At 42.8% G+C, this 15238-nt stretch carries 18 protein-coding genes; 3 read left to right on the top strand and 15 right to left on the bottom strand.

What is annotated here, in order from left to right; all coding sequences use genetic code 11:
- Nucleotides 1–85: 85 nt before the first annotated feature.
- From fnr to ccoN, 9 genes are all read right to left on the bottom strand, one after another.
- Nucleotides 86–817, bottom strand: a complete 732-nt coding sequence (gene fnr / locus HRU23_04560; protein ID NRA53393.1) for a fumarate/nitrate reduction transcriptional regulator Fnr — start codon at nucleotides 815–817, stop codon at nucleotides 86–88.
- A 76-nt stretch (nucleotides 818–893) separates the two neighbouring features.
- Nucleotides 894–1574: a sulfite exporter TauE/SafE family protein gene (locus tag HRU23_04555; GenBank protein ID NRA53392.1), complete on the bottom strand. Its 681-nt coding sequence runs from the start codon at nucleotides 1572–1574 to the stop codon at nucleotides 894–896.
- A 2-nt stretch (nucleotides 1575–1576) separates the two neighbouring features.
- Nucleotides 1577–1822: a cbb3-type cytochrome oxidase assembly protein CcoS gene (ccoS, locus tag HRU23_04550; protein NRA53391.1), complete on the bottom strand. Its 246-nt coding sequence runs from the start codon at nucleotides 1820–1822 to the stop codon at nucleotides 1577–1579.
- Nucleotides 1819–4257 (bottom strand): cadmium-translocating P-type ATPase, encoded by a 2439-nt coding sequence (gene cadA, locus HRU23_04545; GenBank protein ID NRA53390.1) that lies wholly within the window; start codon nucleotides 4255–4257, stop codon nucleotides 1819–1821. Before cadA ends, ccoS begins: the two co-directional genes overlap by 4 nt.
- Entirely contained in the window at nucleotides 4257–4742 is a 486-nt protein-coding gene (locus HRU23_04540; protein NRA53389.1) for a FixH family protein, read from the bottom strand. The genes cadA and HRU23_04540 overlap by 1 nt, the downstream gene beginning before the upstream one ends.
- A 224-nt stretch (nucleotides 4743–4966) precedes the next feature.
- The gene (gene ccoP, locus HRU23_04535) at nucleotides 4967–5917 is read right to left on the bottom strand and encodes a cytochrome-c oxidase, cbb3-type subunit III (GenBank protein NRA53388.1); all 951 of its coding nucleotides are present in this window, start codon (nucleotides 5915–5917) and stop codon (nucleotides 4967–4969) included.
- Complete coding sequence (locus tag HRU23_04530) at nucleotides 5914–6093, bottom strand: cbb3-type cytochrome c oxidase subunit 3 (GenBank protein ID NRA53387.1); 180 nt, start codon at nucleotides 6091–6093, stop codon at nucleotides 5914–5916. Before HRU23_04530 ends, ccoP begins: the two co-directional genes overlap by 4 nt.
- A gap of 8 nt (nucleotides 6094–6101) precedes the next feature.
- Entirely contained in the window at nucleotides 6102–6716 is a 615-nt protein-coding gene (ccoO, locus tag HRU23_04525) for a cytochrome-c oxidase, cbb3-type subunit II (protein NRA53386.1), read from the bottom strand.
- A 12-nt stretch (nucleotides 6717–6728) separates the two neighbouring features.
- Nucleotides 6729–8150: a cytochrome-c oxidase, cbb3-type subunit I gene (gene ccoN, locus HRU23_04520; protein NRA53385.1), complete on the bottom strand. Its 1422-nt coding sequence runs from the start codon at nucleotides 8148–8150 to the stop codon at nucleotides 6729–6731.
- Between the two features lie 308 nt (nucleotides 8151–8458).
- On the opposite strand from ccoN, the gene HRU23_04515 reads away from it, so the two are divergent.
- Nucleotides 8459–8923, top strand: a complete 465-nt coding sequence (locus tag HRU23_04515) for a hypothetical protein (GenBank protein NRA53384.1) — start codon at nucleotides 8459–8461, stop codon at nucleotides 8921–8923.
- 145 nt (nucleotides 8924–9068) lie between these two features.
- On the opposite strand, the gene HRU23_04510 is transcribed toward HRU23_04515, so the two are convergent.
- The 3 genes from HRU23_04510 to HRU23_04500 form a co-directional block, all read right to left on the bottom strand.
- The gene (locus HRU23_04510) at nucleotides 9069–9692 is read right to left on the bottom strand and encodes a UPF0149 family protein (GenBank protein NRA53383.1); all 624 of its coding nucleotides are present in this window, start codon (nucleotides 9690–9692) and stop codon (nucleotides 9069–9071) included.
- A gap of 202 nt (nucleotides 9693–9894) precedes the next feature.
- Nucleotides 9895–10290, bottom strand: coding sequence for a TerB family tellurite resistance protein (locus HRU23_04505; protein ID NRA53382.1), 396 nt, complete (start codon nucleotides 10288–10290; stop codon nucleotides 9895–9897).
- Nucleotides 10291–10541: 251 nt separating this feature from the next.
- Nucleotides 10542–11048: a DUF3087 domain-containing protein gene (locus tag HRU23_04500; protein NRA53381.1), complete on the bottom strand. Its 507-nt coding sequence runs from the start codon at nucleotides 11046–11048 to the stop codon at nucleotides 10542–10544.
- Between the two features lie 127 nt (nucleotides 11049–11175).
- Here HRU23_04500 and HRU23_04495 point away from each other — a divergent pair, with 127 nt between their 5' ends.
- Entirely contained in the window at nucleotides 11176–11694 is a 519-nt protein-coding gene (locus HRU23_04495; protein ID NRA53380.1) for a DUF501 domain-containing protein, read from the top strand.
- 39 nt (nucleotides 11695–11733) lie between these two features.
- Here the strand turns inward: HRU23_04495 and HRU23_04490 are convergent, their stop codons facing one another.
- From HRU23_04490 to phaR, 3 genes are all read right to left on the bottom strand, one after another.
- Nucleotides 11734–12387, bottom strand: a complete 654-nt coding sequence (locus HRU23_04490) for a trimeric intracellular cation channel family protein (GenBank protein NRA53379.1) — start codon at nucleotides 12385–12387, stop codon at nucleotides 11734–11736.
- Between the two features lie 271 nt (nucleotides 12388–12658).
- A complete protein-coding gene (locus tag HRU23_04485; GenBank protein ID NRA53378.1) occupies nucleotides 12659–13000 on the bottom strand; it encodes a phasin family protein in 342 nt (113 codons plus the stop codon).
- 160 nt (nucleotides 13001–13160) lie between these two features.
- Nucleotides 13161–13634 carry a polyhydroxyalkanoate synthesis repressor PhaR gene (gene phaR / locus HRU23_04480; GenBank protein NRA53377.1) on the bottom strand — a complete coding sequence of 158 codons (474 nt, stop codon included), beginning with the start codon at nucleotides 13632–13634 and terminating at the stop codon, nucleotides 13161–13163.
- A 305-nt stretch (nucleotides 13635–13939) separates the two neighbouring features.
- On the opposite strand from phaR, the gene HRU23_04475 reads away from it, so the two are divergent.
- Nucleotides 13940–15157, top strand: a complete 1218-nt coding sequence (locus tag HRU23_04475; protein NRA53376.1) for a polyhydroxyalkanoate depolymerase — start codon at nucleotides 13940–13942, stop codon at nucleotides 15155–15157.
- Nucleotides 15158–15238: the final 81 nt, after the last annotated feature.

Here is a 15238-nt window from a genome sequence, read left to right as displayed (position 1 = left end):
AAGCGCTATACATTCGTTATTAGTTACTATAGTCCATAAAAAAGCCCATCAGGAGATGGGCTTAAAGATAAATGATAAAAACAGCTTAGACAGACGCTTTACTGCCGCTGGCTTGTTCGAGTGCCAGCTGATCTAAGATGGTAATGTATTTACCTTGCACTGAAATAATATCGCTCTTTTGAAAACGACCCAGTAAACGAGAAATCGTTTCAACGGTTAAACCAAGGTAATTACCAATGTCGCCTCGGGTCATGGTTAAGCGGAATTCTTTAGAAGAAAAACCTCGCTCACCTTGACGCTGGCCTAAACTGTGCAAAAAGGTCGCTAAACGCTCTTCGGCGCTACGTTTACTTAATAACAGCAACATGGTTTGGTCATTGAGGATTTCATCACTCATTAAGCGCATCATTTGTTGGCGTAATCTTGGCATCCGACCCGATAATGAATCAATCGTGTCATAAGGGATTTCACAAATCATTGAGGTTTCTAGCGCAATCGAGAAGCTTTGATGCTGCTTGCGGCCTATGCTGTCAAAGCCAATAATATCACCGGATAAATTAAATGAAGTAACTTGTTCATGACCATCGGCTGACAAGGTATAGCTTTTAAAGCTGCCAGAACGGATAGCAAATAGAGATTGCAATTCTTGGCCAGCACTACAGACCAAATCACCTTTTTGAATTGGTTTTTTGCGCTCGATGATATTGTCTAATTGACCCATTTCCGTATCATTGAGGCTAAAAGGAATGCACAAATCCGCCATACTACAGCTTTGGCAATGAATTGAATTGGTTCCGTGGCAGGGTTTTGAGCTCATTTATCTGAATAATCCGTCATTTTACGTGTATAAAACCGATATTAACATTAAAATTTAATCTGAACCAGATCAAAGGCTAAATCAGTAGTGCAGTAGAATAGATCATCTTTAAGCCGTAAATAATTATTACGAGCGCACCCACGCTGCGAAATAGGCGGTGATTAAGTAGGCTGGCTAATTGTTGCGAGAATACCCCGATAGCTAACATGGCTGGCAAGGTACCTAAACCAAACCCGAGCATAATCAAAGCCCCAGCGGTTGGACTAGCACTGGCAGCAGCCCAAGTCAGCGTGCTGTAAACCAGGCCGCAGGGTAACCAACCCCAAATCATGCCAAAAGGCAATGCGGCAAAAGGGTGCTTAAACGGAATAAAATGTTTAGCCCAGGGCGAGATAAACTGCCAGCCGCGTTTACCAATTAATTCAACCTTAGTCAGGCCATTAAACCAGCGTCCGATGTACAGCCCCAGCAACACTAACATGGTGCCTGCGGCTAATTGCATTAGCTGCAAGATAACATGTGATTTTAAGGCAAAAAATTGGACGCTAAAACCGATTAAAGCGCCTGCTGTACAATAACTTAAAATTCGGCCGCAGTTATAACTTAACAGATAGGGCAGTTTAAATCGCAGGTTAATGCGATGATGAATTGGGATGTTTGCTGAGAACACCCCGACAATACCGCCACACATGCTTAAGCAATGACCACCGCCTAAGAAACCGACCACCAGAGCGGCAAAAAAATCATAACCAGCCATGGTTACTTGTGGTCTGTGTCGTTGGTTTTCACACTCTGGTTTACCGACGTATCGTTGCTATTTTTTGTGGCAACGTTGGCCGTCACTTTAGCCGGCCAACGTTGCGGTTGATCATCATCAAATAAAATATTGGCACCTTGACGGTCAAGATCATCAAACTGCTGACTTTTTATCGCCCAAAAGAAAAACCAAATTGCCACTGCAATAATAATTAAGGCCATCGGGATTAACAGTAACAAGATATTCATTTTTTGCCTTTTAATAATCGAAGCGAGTTAGTGACTACTATCACTGAACTCAGTGACATGCCAAGTGCTGCCAAATAAGGAGGTAACAGGCCAACGATTGCAAAAGGCACCGCAATTAAGTTGTAACCAATTGCCCAACCAAAATTTTGCTTAATAATACGTTTGACCCGATGCGCTAGGCCAATCGCAATAGCGACTTTGGCTAAATCATCGTGTAATAATACAATATCAGCGCTTGATTTCGCAATATCGGCCCCGGTGCCCATGGCAAATGACAGGTGCGCGCCAGCAAGCACCGGCGCATCATTAACCCCGTCGCCAAACATCGCGACAATGGCGCCGTTTTGTTGTTGTTCGCTAAGGTAGGCTAGTTTTTGCTCGGGCGTTTGGCCTTTAACTAAATGGTCGATTTTAAGCACGTTGGCCACAAAATCACCATGCATTGAATTGTCGCCGGTTAACAGGGTAGTGGTGATGCCACGAGCCGTTAAATACTCGATTAACGCTTTACTTTGCGGGCGGATTTGGTCGCTTAAGCGCACGCTTGCGACTAGTTGGCCATCGCAGCTAAGGTAAATAACGACGCTGTGGTCATCCGACTGCTCGATGGGCTTAACACCGGCATATTGAGCACTGCCAAGCAGGTAGTTTTGGCCATTAATGGTGCCACTGATGCCGCCACCTGATTTCGCACTACATTGAGTGGCCAGATAGCTCTGATCAAAATGTTCGCTAAAAGCGGTTGCAATAGGGTGCTGCGAATTAGCCTCTAGGGCGGCACATAGGGCTAAAACGTGCTGTTGGTCCAATGCTGAATCGACTGCGTTGATGGTAAATTCGCCGGTGGTCAGGGTACCTGTTTTATCAAAGCAGACATGATTAACCTGGGTTAATGCATCAAAGGCATCGCCCGAGCGAAGCAAAATAGCCTGCCGGCTGATAGTCGCTGAGGCGCAGGTATAAGCCGAGGGTGTTGCTAACGATAATGCACAAGGGCAGGTCGCAACCAGCACGGCTAATGCTATCCAAAATGCTTGATCAGAACCGGCCAAAGACCAGCCTATATAGGTTAAACCCGCTAATACAAGGATCGCCAGCACCACATATTGGGCAAGTGAGTCGGCCAGTGAAGCCAGTTTAGGCTTGGTTTGCGCTGCTTGCTCTTGCAGCTTGATAATCTGTGAAATTAAGCGTTCGCTAGCGCCGCAGCTAACCTCGATGGTTAACGGACTCTCAATATTTTCACTGCTAGCAAAAACGGTATCGCCGACAGTTTTAGCCACTGGCATCGATTCACCCGTGAGAATTGCTTCTGAAGTTTGAGAGGTGCCACTAATAATGATCCCGTCAGCGGCAATAACTTGTCCGGGTTTGGCCAAAATGATATCACCGGGCTGCAGCAAACGTGCAGGCACGGTTTGTGTTTGACCGTCGACCAGCTGCAATGCAGTGCTCGGAATTAATTTAAATAAATTACTGCTGGTTTGTGAGGCTTTTTTCTTGGCGCGTTGCTCAATAAAACGCCCTAACAGTAGAAAAAATGCAAACATTGAAACGGACTCAAAGTACACTTCGCCGCTTTTGTTGATTGTCGCGATCACACTGGCGCCAAAAGCCAATAATATTGCCAATGATACTGGCACATCCATATTTAGCCGGCGGGCAGCTAGCGCACTAAGCGCGTTGCGATAAAAGGGGAGCGCGCAATAACAGACCACGGGTGTAACAATGATTAAGCTGATCCAACGAAAATAATTGGTAAAACCGACGCTTAAGCTGCCTAACACATCAAAATATACGGCCATCGCAAACATCATTACTTGCATGGTGGCGAGCCCAGCGATGACCATTTTTCTTAAATAGGCATTCGCGGTGGCTACTTCGTGTAATTCGGCACTGTCAACCTGAAACGGGTAAGCTTTATAACCCACTTTGGCCACTTCAAATAGAATGGTCGACAGCTTTAACTGTTGATCGTCCCAGCTGACACTTAAACGTGAAGTGGTGGTATTGACGTTGCTTTGCAACAGTCCAGGTAATTGAGCGAGCTGGCGCTCGATTAACCACGCACAGGCGGCGCAGCTAACATTTTCGACCGTTAAGGTAATTTCGTTATGATCACTATGGACATCAACAAACTCTTGCTGCAATTCCTTAATGTCATAACTATAAAGTTCACTCAGTTGCTCTGGCACCAGATCCTTGGCTTGAGTGCCTTTTTCACTGCGTAAGCGGTAGTAACTGACTAACCCGTTATCAACTATCGACTGGGCCACGGCTTGACAGCCATGACAACACATGAGGCGTGTTTGTTGATCTATTTCGACGGTTAATTCAAGTGCTGGCGTTACGGGCTCACCGCAGTGGTAGCAATCTTGTTCAGTCAAATTTTGTGACGAACTAGATTGCGACGACAGAGTCTGAGACGACATCATTAATTACGATCGAAAGAGTCGAGCAGGGTAGCAAACTTAGACGGGAACATATCAACGGTTTGAATGCGCCACTCACCATCAAATGATTCAAGCTGAATGGTCCATTTGCCGTTAACTTCACTCGGAATATCAGCTCGGTAGACACTGTTGGCATCGGCGGTAATTAACATGTCAAAATCTTTGGCTTTTTGAGTACGATGAATAAAGTGCAAACGCAGCGCGCTTTGCTGTGGCTCGCCAAAGGTTTGTTCTAATACCAAGGTGTCAGCATTAACGGTTAGTCTGAACTTTAATGCCAAGCGAAACGCGTTATCAAGTCGGGTTAAATCGACATTAATCGCTTTGCCTTTTTTATAATAATCTTCAACCACCATGTCGGGCTTATTGTCGATTGCAATAAATAAGGTGGTGACACTGGCGGTAACAGCAGACAGCGGCAAGAAAATGAGTACCCAAGGCCAAAATTGTTTGTACCAAGGTTCAATAGTTTTTTCCACAACAACTCCAAAAATAAATTTATTCCAGTTAAATCAACAAGCAAGGTATAAGCAGCAAGCTTAACTACAATAAACTTTTGTGACTAACAGTTTGAGATAAGGCGACCAATAGGTGATGACTATTGATGGTTGCCAGTGATGATTTAGCTATTTTGTTGCGCCAATATAAAAGGCTCCGCATCAGCGGAGCCTTTTTGTAAGATTTACGTTGGTTATTTATTTGATAAGCTATAAACGTAAGCAGAGATTACGTGAACTTTATCATGACCAAGAATATCTTTCCAAGCTGGCATCATGCCAATTCGACCATTAGTAACCGAATCAGTAATTGCGCGCTCAGAGCCACCATATAACCAGATGTTATCGGTTAAGTTAGGTGCGCCCATGGCGTAAGAACCAGTACCATCAACACCGTGACAACCGGCACAAATACCAAACTTAGCTTTACCTGCCGTCGCGTCTTTGGCGTTAACTTTACGACCACCTAAACTACGAACATAAGCAACAACTTCTTTAACGCCTTGTTCGCCGCCAAGTGCCGCAGACCAAGATGCCATCGCTGTGCTGTTACGCCCATGCATGATAGTTTCTTTGATCTTGTCAACACTGCCGCCGTGCAACCAATCGTTATCAGTTAGGTTAGGGAAACCACGCTGACCACGGGCATCACTGCCGTGACACTGAGAACAATTTTGAATAAATAGGCGTTGACCTACTTTAATTGCTTCAGGATCTTTCGCTAGCTCGTCGATAGGCTTAGCAGCATAGGCTGCAAAGATTGGGTCATAACGTTCTTTAGCCATGGTTATTTCCATGTCATATTGAACATATGCGCCTTTTTCTTTTGAGGCGATGACAGCGGCTCTAGAATCAGCAAGTGAATAAATTTCTTTATTCGCGCTTTTCCATTGCCAAGGACCTTCATAATTTGCAACACCGTATAGTGCTAGGTAACCCAAGCCCCATACAATTGAGATTGCAAACATGTATGTCCACCACTTTGGAAGTGGGTTGTTCATTTCGATAATGCCATCGAAGGTATGAGGCATTTCTTTGCCTTCCTCACCCATCGTATCAACGATAACCATGCGTAAGATATACGCACAGCCAAAGATAACGATTAGGGCGCCACCGATAATCCATGCACTCCAGAAGTTACTCATTTGGACTCTTCTCCTGATTTTTTAGCTATGTTGTCAACTTGCTCGTCAGCAAACACGTAGTTTGCTGCTTCATCAAACGCTTTCTTACGGCGAGAGCTATAAGCCCAGCTATAAATACCGATAAACAAAACCAGCATTCCCACTGTAACTAAGCCTCGAAATGTAGCGTAATCCATAGCAAATCCTATTTTAAGTGGGTGCCAAGTGACTGAAGGTACGCAATAAGCGCTTGAAGCTCAGTTTTGCCTTTAACAGCATCTTTAGCACCTGCAAGATCAGCATCGGTGTATGGAACGTCGAAATAGTCACGGAATATCGTTAGCTTTTTCTCGGTTAGTTCACCGTCTAATACGGTTGTTTCTAACCAAGGGAAGCCCGGCATATTCGACTCTGGCACTACAGCGCGCGGATCATTAAGATGCGCTACGTGCCATGCGTCGCTATAACGACCACCAACACGAGCCAAATCAGGACCAGTACGCTTAGAACCCCATAAGAATGGGTGATCCCATACCGACTCACCCGCTAATGAGTAATGACCATAACGTTCAGTTTCGTGACGGAACGGACGGATCATTTGTGAGTGACATTGCACACAACCTTCGCGAATGTAAATATCACGGCCTTCAAACTGCAGGGCAGTATAGGGCTTCATATTTTTCATCGGCGTATTGGTTTCTGACAAAAATAGCTGTGGTGTGATTTCAACTAACGTACCAAAACTAATGGCAACAATAGCTAATAGACCCAGAAGACCAGCATTTTTTTCAACAAGTTCGTGATTGAATTTTTTAAACATTGCTTAACTCTCCTACGCTTGGTTAAAATCAGTTCTTGCATCAGATGCAGTCACTGTTTTAAAGACGTTATAGGCCATGATAAACATACCTGCTAAGAAGAATGCACCACCAATGGCACGCATTAAGTAGAAAGGTTTTGACGCCTGTAAACTTTCAACGAAGCTATAAGTAAGGGTACCGTCGGCGTTAACCGCACTCCACATCAACCCTTGCATTACACCAGAGATCCACATTGCAACTATGTATAATACCGTACCAATTGTTGCCAACCAGAAATGGGTGTTAATCAGCTTAGTGCTGTACATATCGGTTTTGCCCCATAGACGCGGGATCATGTGATATAACGCACCAACAGAAACCATCGCTACCCAACCAAGTGCACCAGAGTGTACGTGACCGATAGTCCAGTCAGTGTAGTGTGATAAGGCGTTGACGGTTTTAATAGCCATCATCGGGCCTTCGAACGTTGACATACCGTAGAACGATAGTGAAACGATCAAGAAACGTAAGATAGGATCTGTTCTTAATTTATGCCAAGCACCAGATAAGGTCATTATCCCGTTAATCATGCCACCCCAAGAAGGCGCAAACAGGATAATCGACATAACCATGCCGACTGTTTGAGTCCAGTCTGGTAATGCAGTGTAATGAAGGTGGTGAGAACCGGCCCAAATGTACAATGCAATCAATGCCCAAAAGTGAACAATCGACAAACGGTAAGAGTAAACAGGACGTTCAGCTTGTTTAGGAACGAAGTAATACATCATACCTAGGAAGCCAGCTGTCAGTAGGAAACCTACGGCATTGTGACCATACCACCACTGAACGATAGCATCTGTCGCGCCGCCGTATGCAGAATAAGATTTCATCCAATCAACAGGAATCGCAGCACTGTTAACGATGTGTAAAACAGCAACCACTAAAATGAACGCACCATAAAACCAGTTAGCCACATAGATATGTGAGGTTTTACGGATCATTAATGTCCCGAAGAAGTTTATCGCATAACTAACCCACACAATGGTGATTAGAATATCAATTGGCCATTCTAATTCAGCGTATTCTTTTGACGAGGTATAACCCAGTGGCAAAGAGATTACGGCACAGACAATAACAGCCATCCAACCATAAAAGGTGAAGCTAGCGAGCTTGTCGCTAAATAACCTAGTTTGACAGGTACGTTGGACAACATAATAAGACGTTGCAAAAAGGGCGCTTGTACCAAAACCGAAAATAACGGCGTTAGTATGAAGCGGTCGTAAACGGCTAAAGGTTAGCCAGGGTGTATCGAAATTTAATTGTGGCCAGTATAACTGTGATGCTATTAATACACCGACTGCCATGCCAAATATGCCCAAAAGTACCGTGGCAATTGCGAATTGGCGAACAACAGTGTAGTTATAATCAGCACTTGATGGACTTGTGTGAGTCATCTTCAGGCTTCCATTGCTTACATTTGCTTGTTAAACCTAGCCATAAATGGCTAGTAAATACCTGTTCAGTATTACTGAACAGACCCAGTGCCTGATTCATTTTTTTGAAGCTAAGAATCATAGCGCCATTATCATACGATAATAGGGCGCTATTGTAGCTTGATTTGGATCAAAGTTGAAATTTGATAAATGTCATTTTGTTAAATAATTAAAAAAAACATTGTGTAATGACCAATTAATAAACCATTTAATAAGAATAAAATTAAAACTAGGCTACAATGGGCTAACTTAAATAAAAAATCGTTGCGATGAAAAAAATACTCCCCCTAATTTTTACTGGTTGGTTTTTAATGGCGAGTTCGGTGGCGGCACATACCCACTCTCACACGCCGACTGCAACCGAGCAAGAAGCCGAAACTGCAATCATCGCCAGTTCATGTGATGTGTTCCCTGGTTGTCCATTGTCGTTATATGGCGATAAAGTCACGCTGGTTTTACCCGACGAGCTTTACGCTGAGCGTTTATTAGATATCTCGCTTGAATTTAAGCAACCCGTCACAGAGATTACCGCCCAGTTAGCTGGTGTATCGATGTATATGGGGAAAATACCGGTTATCTTCAGTAAGCAAGAGGCCGGTAATAGTTATCTGGCAAAAACCATTGTCGCACGATGTGGCTCGCACATGATGACATGGCGCTTGGCGGTGTCGTGGCTGCAAGACGGCATGCCGCACTATGGCTACCAGGATATTGTGGTTGCTAATCCGCCGTAACGTGTAGCTAGCGAATAATACGAGAGTAACTTGCCAATGCGCAGCGAACATGCCAATTTCAATGCATGTTCGCTGCGTCATAAAATGATACTATTTCATTTCATCTTATTTTAGCCGAGCCGAGTTACCTTGGTTAAGAGTAAGACTAGTTCCAATCGTCTTCCGCTTCGTCATACAGACCCGAGCTTAATGCTACTTGCTCAACCAGTTGGGCATATTCTGGCACCAAATCGTTGATTAGCTGATACATGAGCGGCGCAAACTCGTCGATCGTGCTCTGCTGTTGACTCGAGACCACAGCGTCGGCATTTTCATGATCAGCAAAGAAGGTTAGCGCCATAATCGCGAGCGAAAAACTTTCTAATAATTCTGACGAAAGCTCAGCCGATTCTAATAGTTTTTGCGAATAAAAGTTAAGCCCACAAGCAAACCCTAAACTCCATTCATGCAATGGATGACCGGCTAAAAAGTTGGCTTGGGCCAAGTCTGAATATTCAATATGGTCGGGCAAGGAAATACCGCTATCAAACATTTGATCGCTAATTTCGTTGTATAAAGTCGCTAAACTTAGGGTTATTTCATCCGGAAGGGTGTCGGTATTGTGATTAAATATCGTGCTTAACCACTGACTGACTTCGATTGGATCAGGGGATGCGATAACGGCAAAGAGATACCCTTTAACAGCGGTTAAACTTAACGTGCCGTTTGGTGATTTTTCAAGAAGCCAGCTATTGAGTTGCTGTTGTTGTAACGACGACAGTGCTTGCAAAGTATTTACCTAATTATTAAATGTCGAATATTACGTTAATATTACTCCTTTTTTAGCCTAGAACATACAGCCGATTAGTGGCAAAGTCAGTTTGACGGGAAATGGTTGAAACTTTCTGGAATAGCTAACAGATCAAAGCGCTATGCTTGTTTGCGATCAAAATTGCAGCGTTCAGGGCGAAATGTCGCCCCTCACATTGATTTTAATAAAAACAGCTTTTTAAAAAGGTCAGCGCTTGCTCTTCAACATCAGCTAACTCTTCATCAGCCAGTGCCACACCCTCGGCCAGTTTCACGGCTTCGTGTTGCGCTTTTGGATCAATGATATGACTGGCACGATGGCGAATAAAGTCTTCAACTTGGTTGTTCGCTATCGCGGTTTGGCATTTTACGCTAATCTCTTTAAGGTAATCTGCTGGTGACTGAGTCGAAGTCCATATTAATGACTCAAGCCAGTTTTGAGTATATTGCATTTCTCGTTGGTCAACGATGCCGTCAATTTCAACAAACAGAATAACCAAATCAACTAAGGCTTCACGTTGCTGCTGATCGACACAAACGCCCATATCAAAGTTGCTTAATAGCTTTTCGAAATTCATCAGTTTTCCCTATGACTTATTATTAGTGAAGCTATAACCTATCATAGGCAGTTGTTAAGTAAACCTAAATTAATACCAATCTAGGTAAGTAAGTGGTCTACTTTTTTATGAGTATAAATTGATTAGGACAAGGCATTTCTTTACGTATGTAGTTATTCTCCATAGAAAAGAAATAACGCAGTCATCATCTATTTAGACCATTAAAAATGATCAGGTACTTTGCTAGGTTGGTATAAGCGCACTTGGCGCAATCAAAATTGCGCTAACATGCTTTGCTGGTAGTCATCGGTGCTGACGCTAACATTACAGTCAGTTAATACTTGGTCCAATTGGGCTATTTTACGCTTGAGTGAATCGATGGTGATGGTATTGTCATCGAGCTGCCACAATTGCATTGATCCCTGATAGTAGAAATTGAGCGATACCATGGCGTCTGGATTGTGTTGCTGCACTTGCTGTTCTATTTTGGTTATTTTACGATTAATATAATTAAGCTGCTGCTTTAACAACCACACATAATATATTTCGGTCATTAGTGGGTGGTGTTTAAAGTGATTTAGTAGTGCCAAAATAGTCAAACCACCGATAATTACGCCAGCGACGTTTAAACTAAAATTATCGTCAAATTGGCTGCCTATTAACGCAATTAACAAGGTCGATATTAGTAACGCGATCAGCATAAAAGCGCCAACGACGGCGACTAGCAATAAGTTTAAGTTTTTACGGTAACGAGTTTTATTTATAGTACGAAGTTTCATGAGCGCTATTATCAAATGATGGACGGCGCACTTTATCACATTTAAGCCAAATTTTAGGATAAAACAGGTTAATTTATTCGGTCGAGTGGCGTATACTCGCCGCTTTTTATTATGAAGTGATCCGATTATGGCTAATTGTCAACTCACCGAGCAGCAACTTGAAATCATCCGTCGTCAACTTGGGCGCGAGCCTCGTGGCATTGTCAAAATTGCGGCTCAAACACCTGCAGGCATTCCGACTGTATTGCAAACCCGTTCGTTAGTGAATGACAAACCATTCCCAACCATGTTTTGGCTATGTTCTAAAGATTTACACAAAGCGATCGCAGAAATTGAAACGTCAGGCTGGACCAAAATGATTGAAGAGCGGATCATGCAAGACGAAGAGCTGCGACAGGCTTTTTATCGTAATCATCAACAATACGTTGCTGATCGCTGGCAAGCCATGGAACCAAGTGACCGTCAACGTCTTGAGGCGCTTGGTTTTATTAAGTTATTTGATCAGTATGGTATTGGTGGTATTTCGCAATGGGACAAAGTACGTTGCTTACACATGCAGTATGCCCATCATTTATGTGGTGATAACGTGATTGGCCAATTGATGGATCAAGAATTCGAGCTAAACACGCTTAAAATCGAAATTTAACGGCTCTGCGGTGCCAGACATCAGCACCGCATTCAATATTTATTTGTTGTCGGGAGAGTTGTAACCTGGCATTGACCAGCCCCATATTATCGCGGCGCTGCGCAGGCTGAAAGCCGCTAATACTCCGCCGATCACCGCGACATTCTCGCTAACATTAAGCCAATGTAAGCCCAAATAAACCGTCGCACCCACTACGGCATTGGTGACATAGAGTTCGCGCTGACTTAGTACCAAGTCATAACCGCAAATAATATCCCTGAAAATACCGCCAAATGTAGCGGTAATAACCCCAAGACAGACACAAATTAGTGGCGCAGCACCTTGCTGAACGGCTATTTGAGCCCCTGTGACACAAAAAAGCGATAGCCCAATGGCATCCATCCAGATCAGTGTTTTGGTCCGAGAAGCTAATTTAGGGACAATGTAATAGGTCATCGCTGATGCAATTAAACACAGTCCGACATAGGTAGCATCTTGCACCCAATACATCGGTAATTGTCCTAGCAGCACATCACGAGTGGTGCCACCACCAAGGCCGGTAACTGTGCCGATTAGCATAAATCCTAGGATATCCATATTCTTTCTCGCGGCATCGAGAGCACCAGATATCGCAAAAACCGCAATGCCAAATAAGCTGAGCCAGTTAACCACTAAGCTCAAATCTAACAGTTCAAACACGTTATTATTCACCATTAACTAAAGGGTTAAATATAACGAAAAAAACCTGAAAACACTAGATGTAAAGCTCTATTTGTAAATTTTGTTAGGGGCGGATTATGCTCAGGGGAAAACGGGTTACTAGAATGGTTGTTTGGTTACTGCAAGGTTAGTGGTATCTGTCGCGTAGCTAAGGCTTAAGTGTGATGATACTGAAAATAAAAGAATAGGGCTAAATAGTTATTACGCTATCTAGCCCTATTAGTATTGAATGCCTCTGTTAACTGCTATCAGACGCATCAGCTAATTATTTTGCTGCTTGAGCAAAAGATTGCTGAGAAGTTTCAACTAATTCTTTGATAATTTTTGAAGACTGTTCGTTCGCAGCACTAATAGCAGCAACGATTTCTTTATTAGAAGACGTTACCTGCTCAGTTACGCTTTTACCAAATTTCTCAGATAAGCTCTGAACATTTGCTAAGTCTTTTTGCTCTAACAATTGCTTGTTAAAATCTAAAGAACTAGCAATAAACTGGCTTACTAAACTGCTTTGTTGAGCCAGTGCTGTTTCAAGTACTTTAGCATTTGCTGTTAGTAGTTGAGTTGAAGGCTGAAACATCTTTTGAAGTTGTGCGTTAAAATCAGTCATTGTAATTTCCTTAGGGTTTAGAAAGTGGTTAATATTATTGTTGCGCTGCAACATTAGACCCAGTGTATGGGCTGGTTGATTTATAGTCAACTCTTTTTTTTGTGCGCTGCACCAATTTTAGGATTAACTTACTTTCTCTCAGGTATGACCGAAATTTTAACTATTTATTGTGGTCGTCTTCTTCTTCTTCTTTATCTTTGTCGTCGGTGGGGCCGGGTTTAAAAAATGCAGTTTGCATATTGCTCCACATCTTGAGGTTTTGCTGCGCCATCTCGGCAATATTATTGATTGGTACTTGTGTCGCTGACGAAAAGGCATCTTGCTGGCCGCTAAAGGCACTTAAGCTTTCTTCTAAGTATTGGCCAAATACGTTTTGGGCGTTACCACCATAAAAACGAATGAGATGGGCTAGCGAGTTTTCACTAAAGATAGGCTTACCCTGAGACTCTTCTTCCATAATAATTTGTAATAAAATCGCGCGGGTTAAGTCTTCAGCACTATTTGAGTCGATCACTTTGAACTTACAGCCTTGGATCACCAACTCTTTAACTTTGGTTAAGGTAATGTATTTGCTTTGTTCTGTGTCGTACAAACGTCGATTAGGATATTTCTTAATAATCCTCAACTCTGACATAGCTATTATCTCTTTTTTACTCAGTAACGCCCAGTTTACCTTCCAATGGTCAAAATACCAATGTAATTGGCGATGTTTAATACAATTTAGCCATTGAAACTGCTCACTTTTCTCGCGGGAAATTAATAAGATTAGATTATTGATTGATTTTTGGGCGTTTAAACGTGTAATATCAATCTATGTTGCGCTGCACAATTTTGTTATGCTTGTGATTAACTTGTATCCGGTAGTTGGCTCTCTATCATTAGCAGCGCGTTTTGTGCCCAGTGTAAGACTATGGCCAATTGATTGTTGAGGATGTTAAAATGTTATATCAAATGCAGCAAAACTATACAGCTGCTATTTCACCGCTTAATGTGTGGATGAAACAGTTAAAATCGATGTGTAATCAACCATGGTCACCGTTAAACTACAGCTTTGCTGGTAAAACGGTTGCAGCTGCTGCTGAGCTCGTTGAGCGCCATACCGGTGAATACGGCCAACCAGAATTTAATATTGATTTCGCCGATATCGATGGCAACAAAATTGCGATTAAAGAAGAGATAGCAGTAGCCAAACCTTATTGTAATTTAATTAATTTTAAACGAAACGGAAATTATGATCATCCTAAGGTGCTGCTTATTGCGCCGTTATCGGGCCATTATTCAACCCTGTTACGTGGCACGGTTGAGCATTTTATAAGTGATCACGATGTCTACATTACGAGTTGGATCAACGCTCGTGATGTGCCATTAAGTGATGGTGACTTCTCATTCGACGATTATATTACTTATGTGATGGAGTTTTGCCAGTTTTTAGGCGACGACTTCCATATTATTGCCGTGTGTCAGCCGACAGTGCCGACTATTGTCGCAACCTCGGTGATGGCACAGCAAAATGTCAGTTATCAGCCTAAATCAATCTCATTGCTTGGCGGCCCAGTTGATACCCGTGTTAGTCCTACCGAAGTTAATAACTACGCGGTCGACAAAGAGCTTGCATGGTTTGAAAAAAATGTGATTTGCACCGTGCCTGACAAGTTTGCCGGCGCTGGTCAGCGGGTTTATCCTGGCTTTATTCAATTGAGTGGTTTCATGAGTATGAATCTCGATAGCCATATCAATAAACACTTCTCCTTTTTTGGTGACTTAATCAAAGGCGATGGCGATAGTGCTGAAAATCACCGCCGCTTTTATAATGAATATCTTGCGGTAATGGACATGCCCGAGAAATTTTATCTCGATACGGTTAAGCATGTTTTTATTGAACATAATTTACCGAAAGGCGAAATGACATATCTCGGCAAGCTGGTTGATAGCACCGCAGTAACTAAAGTGGCGTTGCTCACTATTGAAGGTGAACATGATGATATTACTGGAGATGGCCAAACCCAGGCCGCGCATCAAATATTAAGTGCTATCCCAGCAGATAAAAAACATCATCATACGCAATCTGATGTTGGCCATTACGGTATCTTTAACGGTCGTCGCTTTAGGCAAGAGATTGGACCGATGATCAAGAAATTTATACAAGATCATAGTTAATACCTTAGTTAAAACGTTAGTTAAGTATTTGTTTAAGTATTTGTTTAAGTATTTGTTTAAGTATTTGTTTAAGTATTTGTT

The sequence above is a fragment of the Gammaproteobacteria bacterium genome (assembly GCA_013214945.1).
In the GTDB taxonomy this organism is placed as follows: Bacteria; Pseudomonadota; Gammaproteobacteria; order Enterobacterales; family Psychrobiaceae; genus Psychrobium.
This window is presented reverse-complemented; position numbering and strand designations above follow the sequence as displayed.

Bases quoted from the DNA above. Each gene is read 5' to 3' on its own strand.
- fnr (NRA53393.1), bottom strand. From the start codon at position 817: ATGAGCTCAAAACCCTGCCACGGAACCAATTCAATTCATTGCCAAAGC.
- HRU23_04555 (NRA53392.1), bottom strand. From the start codon at position 1,574: ATGGCTGGTTATGATTTTTTTGCCGCTCTGGTGGTCGGTTTCTTAGGC.
- ccoS (NRA53391.1), bottom strand. From the start codon at position 1,822: ATGAATATCTTGTTACTGTTAATCCCGATGGCCTTAATTATTATTGCA.
- cadA (NRA53390.1), bottom strand. From the start codon at position 4,257: ATGATGTCGTCTCAGACTCTGTCGTCGCAATCTAGTTCGTCACAAAAT.
- ccoP (NRA53388.1), bottom strand. From the start codon at position 5,917: ATGAGTAACTTCTGGAGTGCATGGATTATCGGTGGCGCCCTAATCGTT.
- HRU23_04530 (NRA53387.1), bottom strand. From the start codon at position 6,093: ATGGATTACGCTACATTTCGAGGCTTAGTTACAGTGGGAATGCTGGTT.
- ccoO (NRA53386.1), bottom strand. From the start codon at position 6,716: ATGTTTAAAAAATTCAATCACGAACTTGTTGAAAAAAATGCTGGTCTT.
- ccoN (NRA53385.1), bottom strand. From the start codon at position 8,150: ATGACTCACACAAGTCCATCAAGTGCTGATTATAACTACACTGTTGTT.
- HRU23_04515 (NRA53384.1), top strand. From the start codon at position 8,459: ATGAAAAAAATACTCCCCCTAATTTTTACTGGTTGGTTTTTAATGGCG.
- HRU23_04505 (NRA53382.1), bottom strand. From the start codon at position 10,290: ATGAATTTCGAAAAGCTATTAAGCAACTTTGATATGGGCGTTTGTGTC.
- HRU23_04500 (NRA53381.1), bottom strand. From the start codon at position 11,048: ATGAAACTTCGTACTATAAATAAAACTCGTTACCGTAAAAACTTAAAC.
- HRU23_04495 (NRA53380.1), top strand. From the start codon at position 11,176: ATGGCTAATTGTCAACTCACCGAGCAGCAACTTGAAATCATCCGTCGT.
- HRU23_04490 (NRA53379.1), bottom strand. From the start codon at position 12,387: ATGGTGAATAATAACGTGTTTGAACTGTTAGATTTGAGCTTAGTGGTT.
- HRU23_04485 (NRA53378.1), bottom strand. From the start codon at position 13,000: ATGACTGATTTTAACGCACAACTTCAAAAGATGTTTCAGCCTTCAACT.
- phaR (NRA53377.1), bottom strand. From the start codon at position 13,634: ATGTCAGAGTTGAGGATTATTAAGAAATATCCTAATCGACGTTTGTAC.
- HRU23_04475 (NRA53376.1), top strand. From the start codon at position 13,940: ATGTTATATCAAATGCAGCAAAACTATACAGCTGCTATTTCACCGCTT.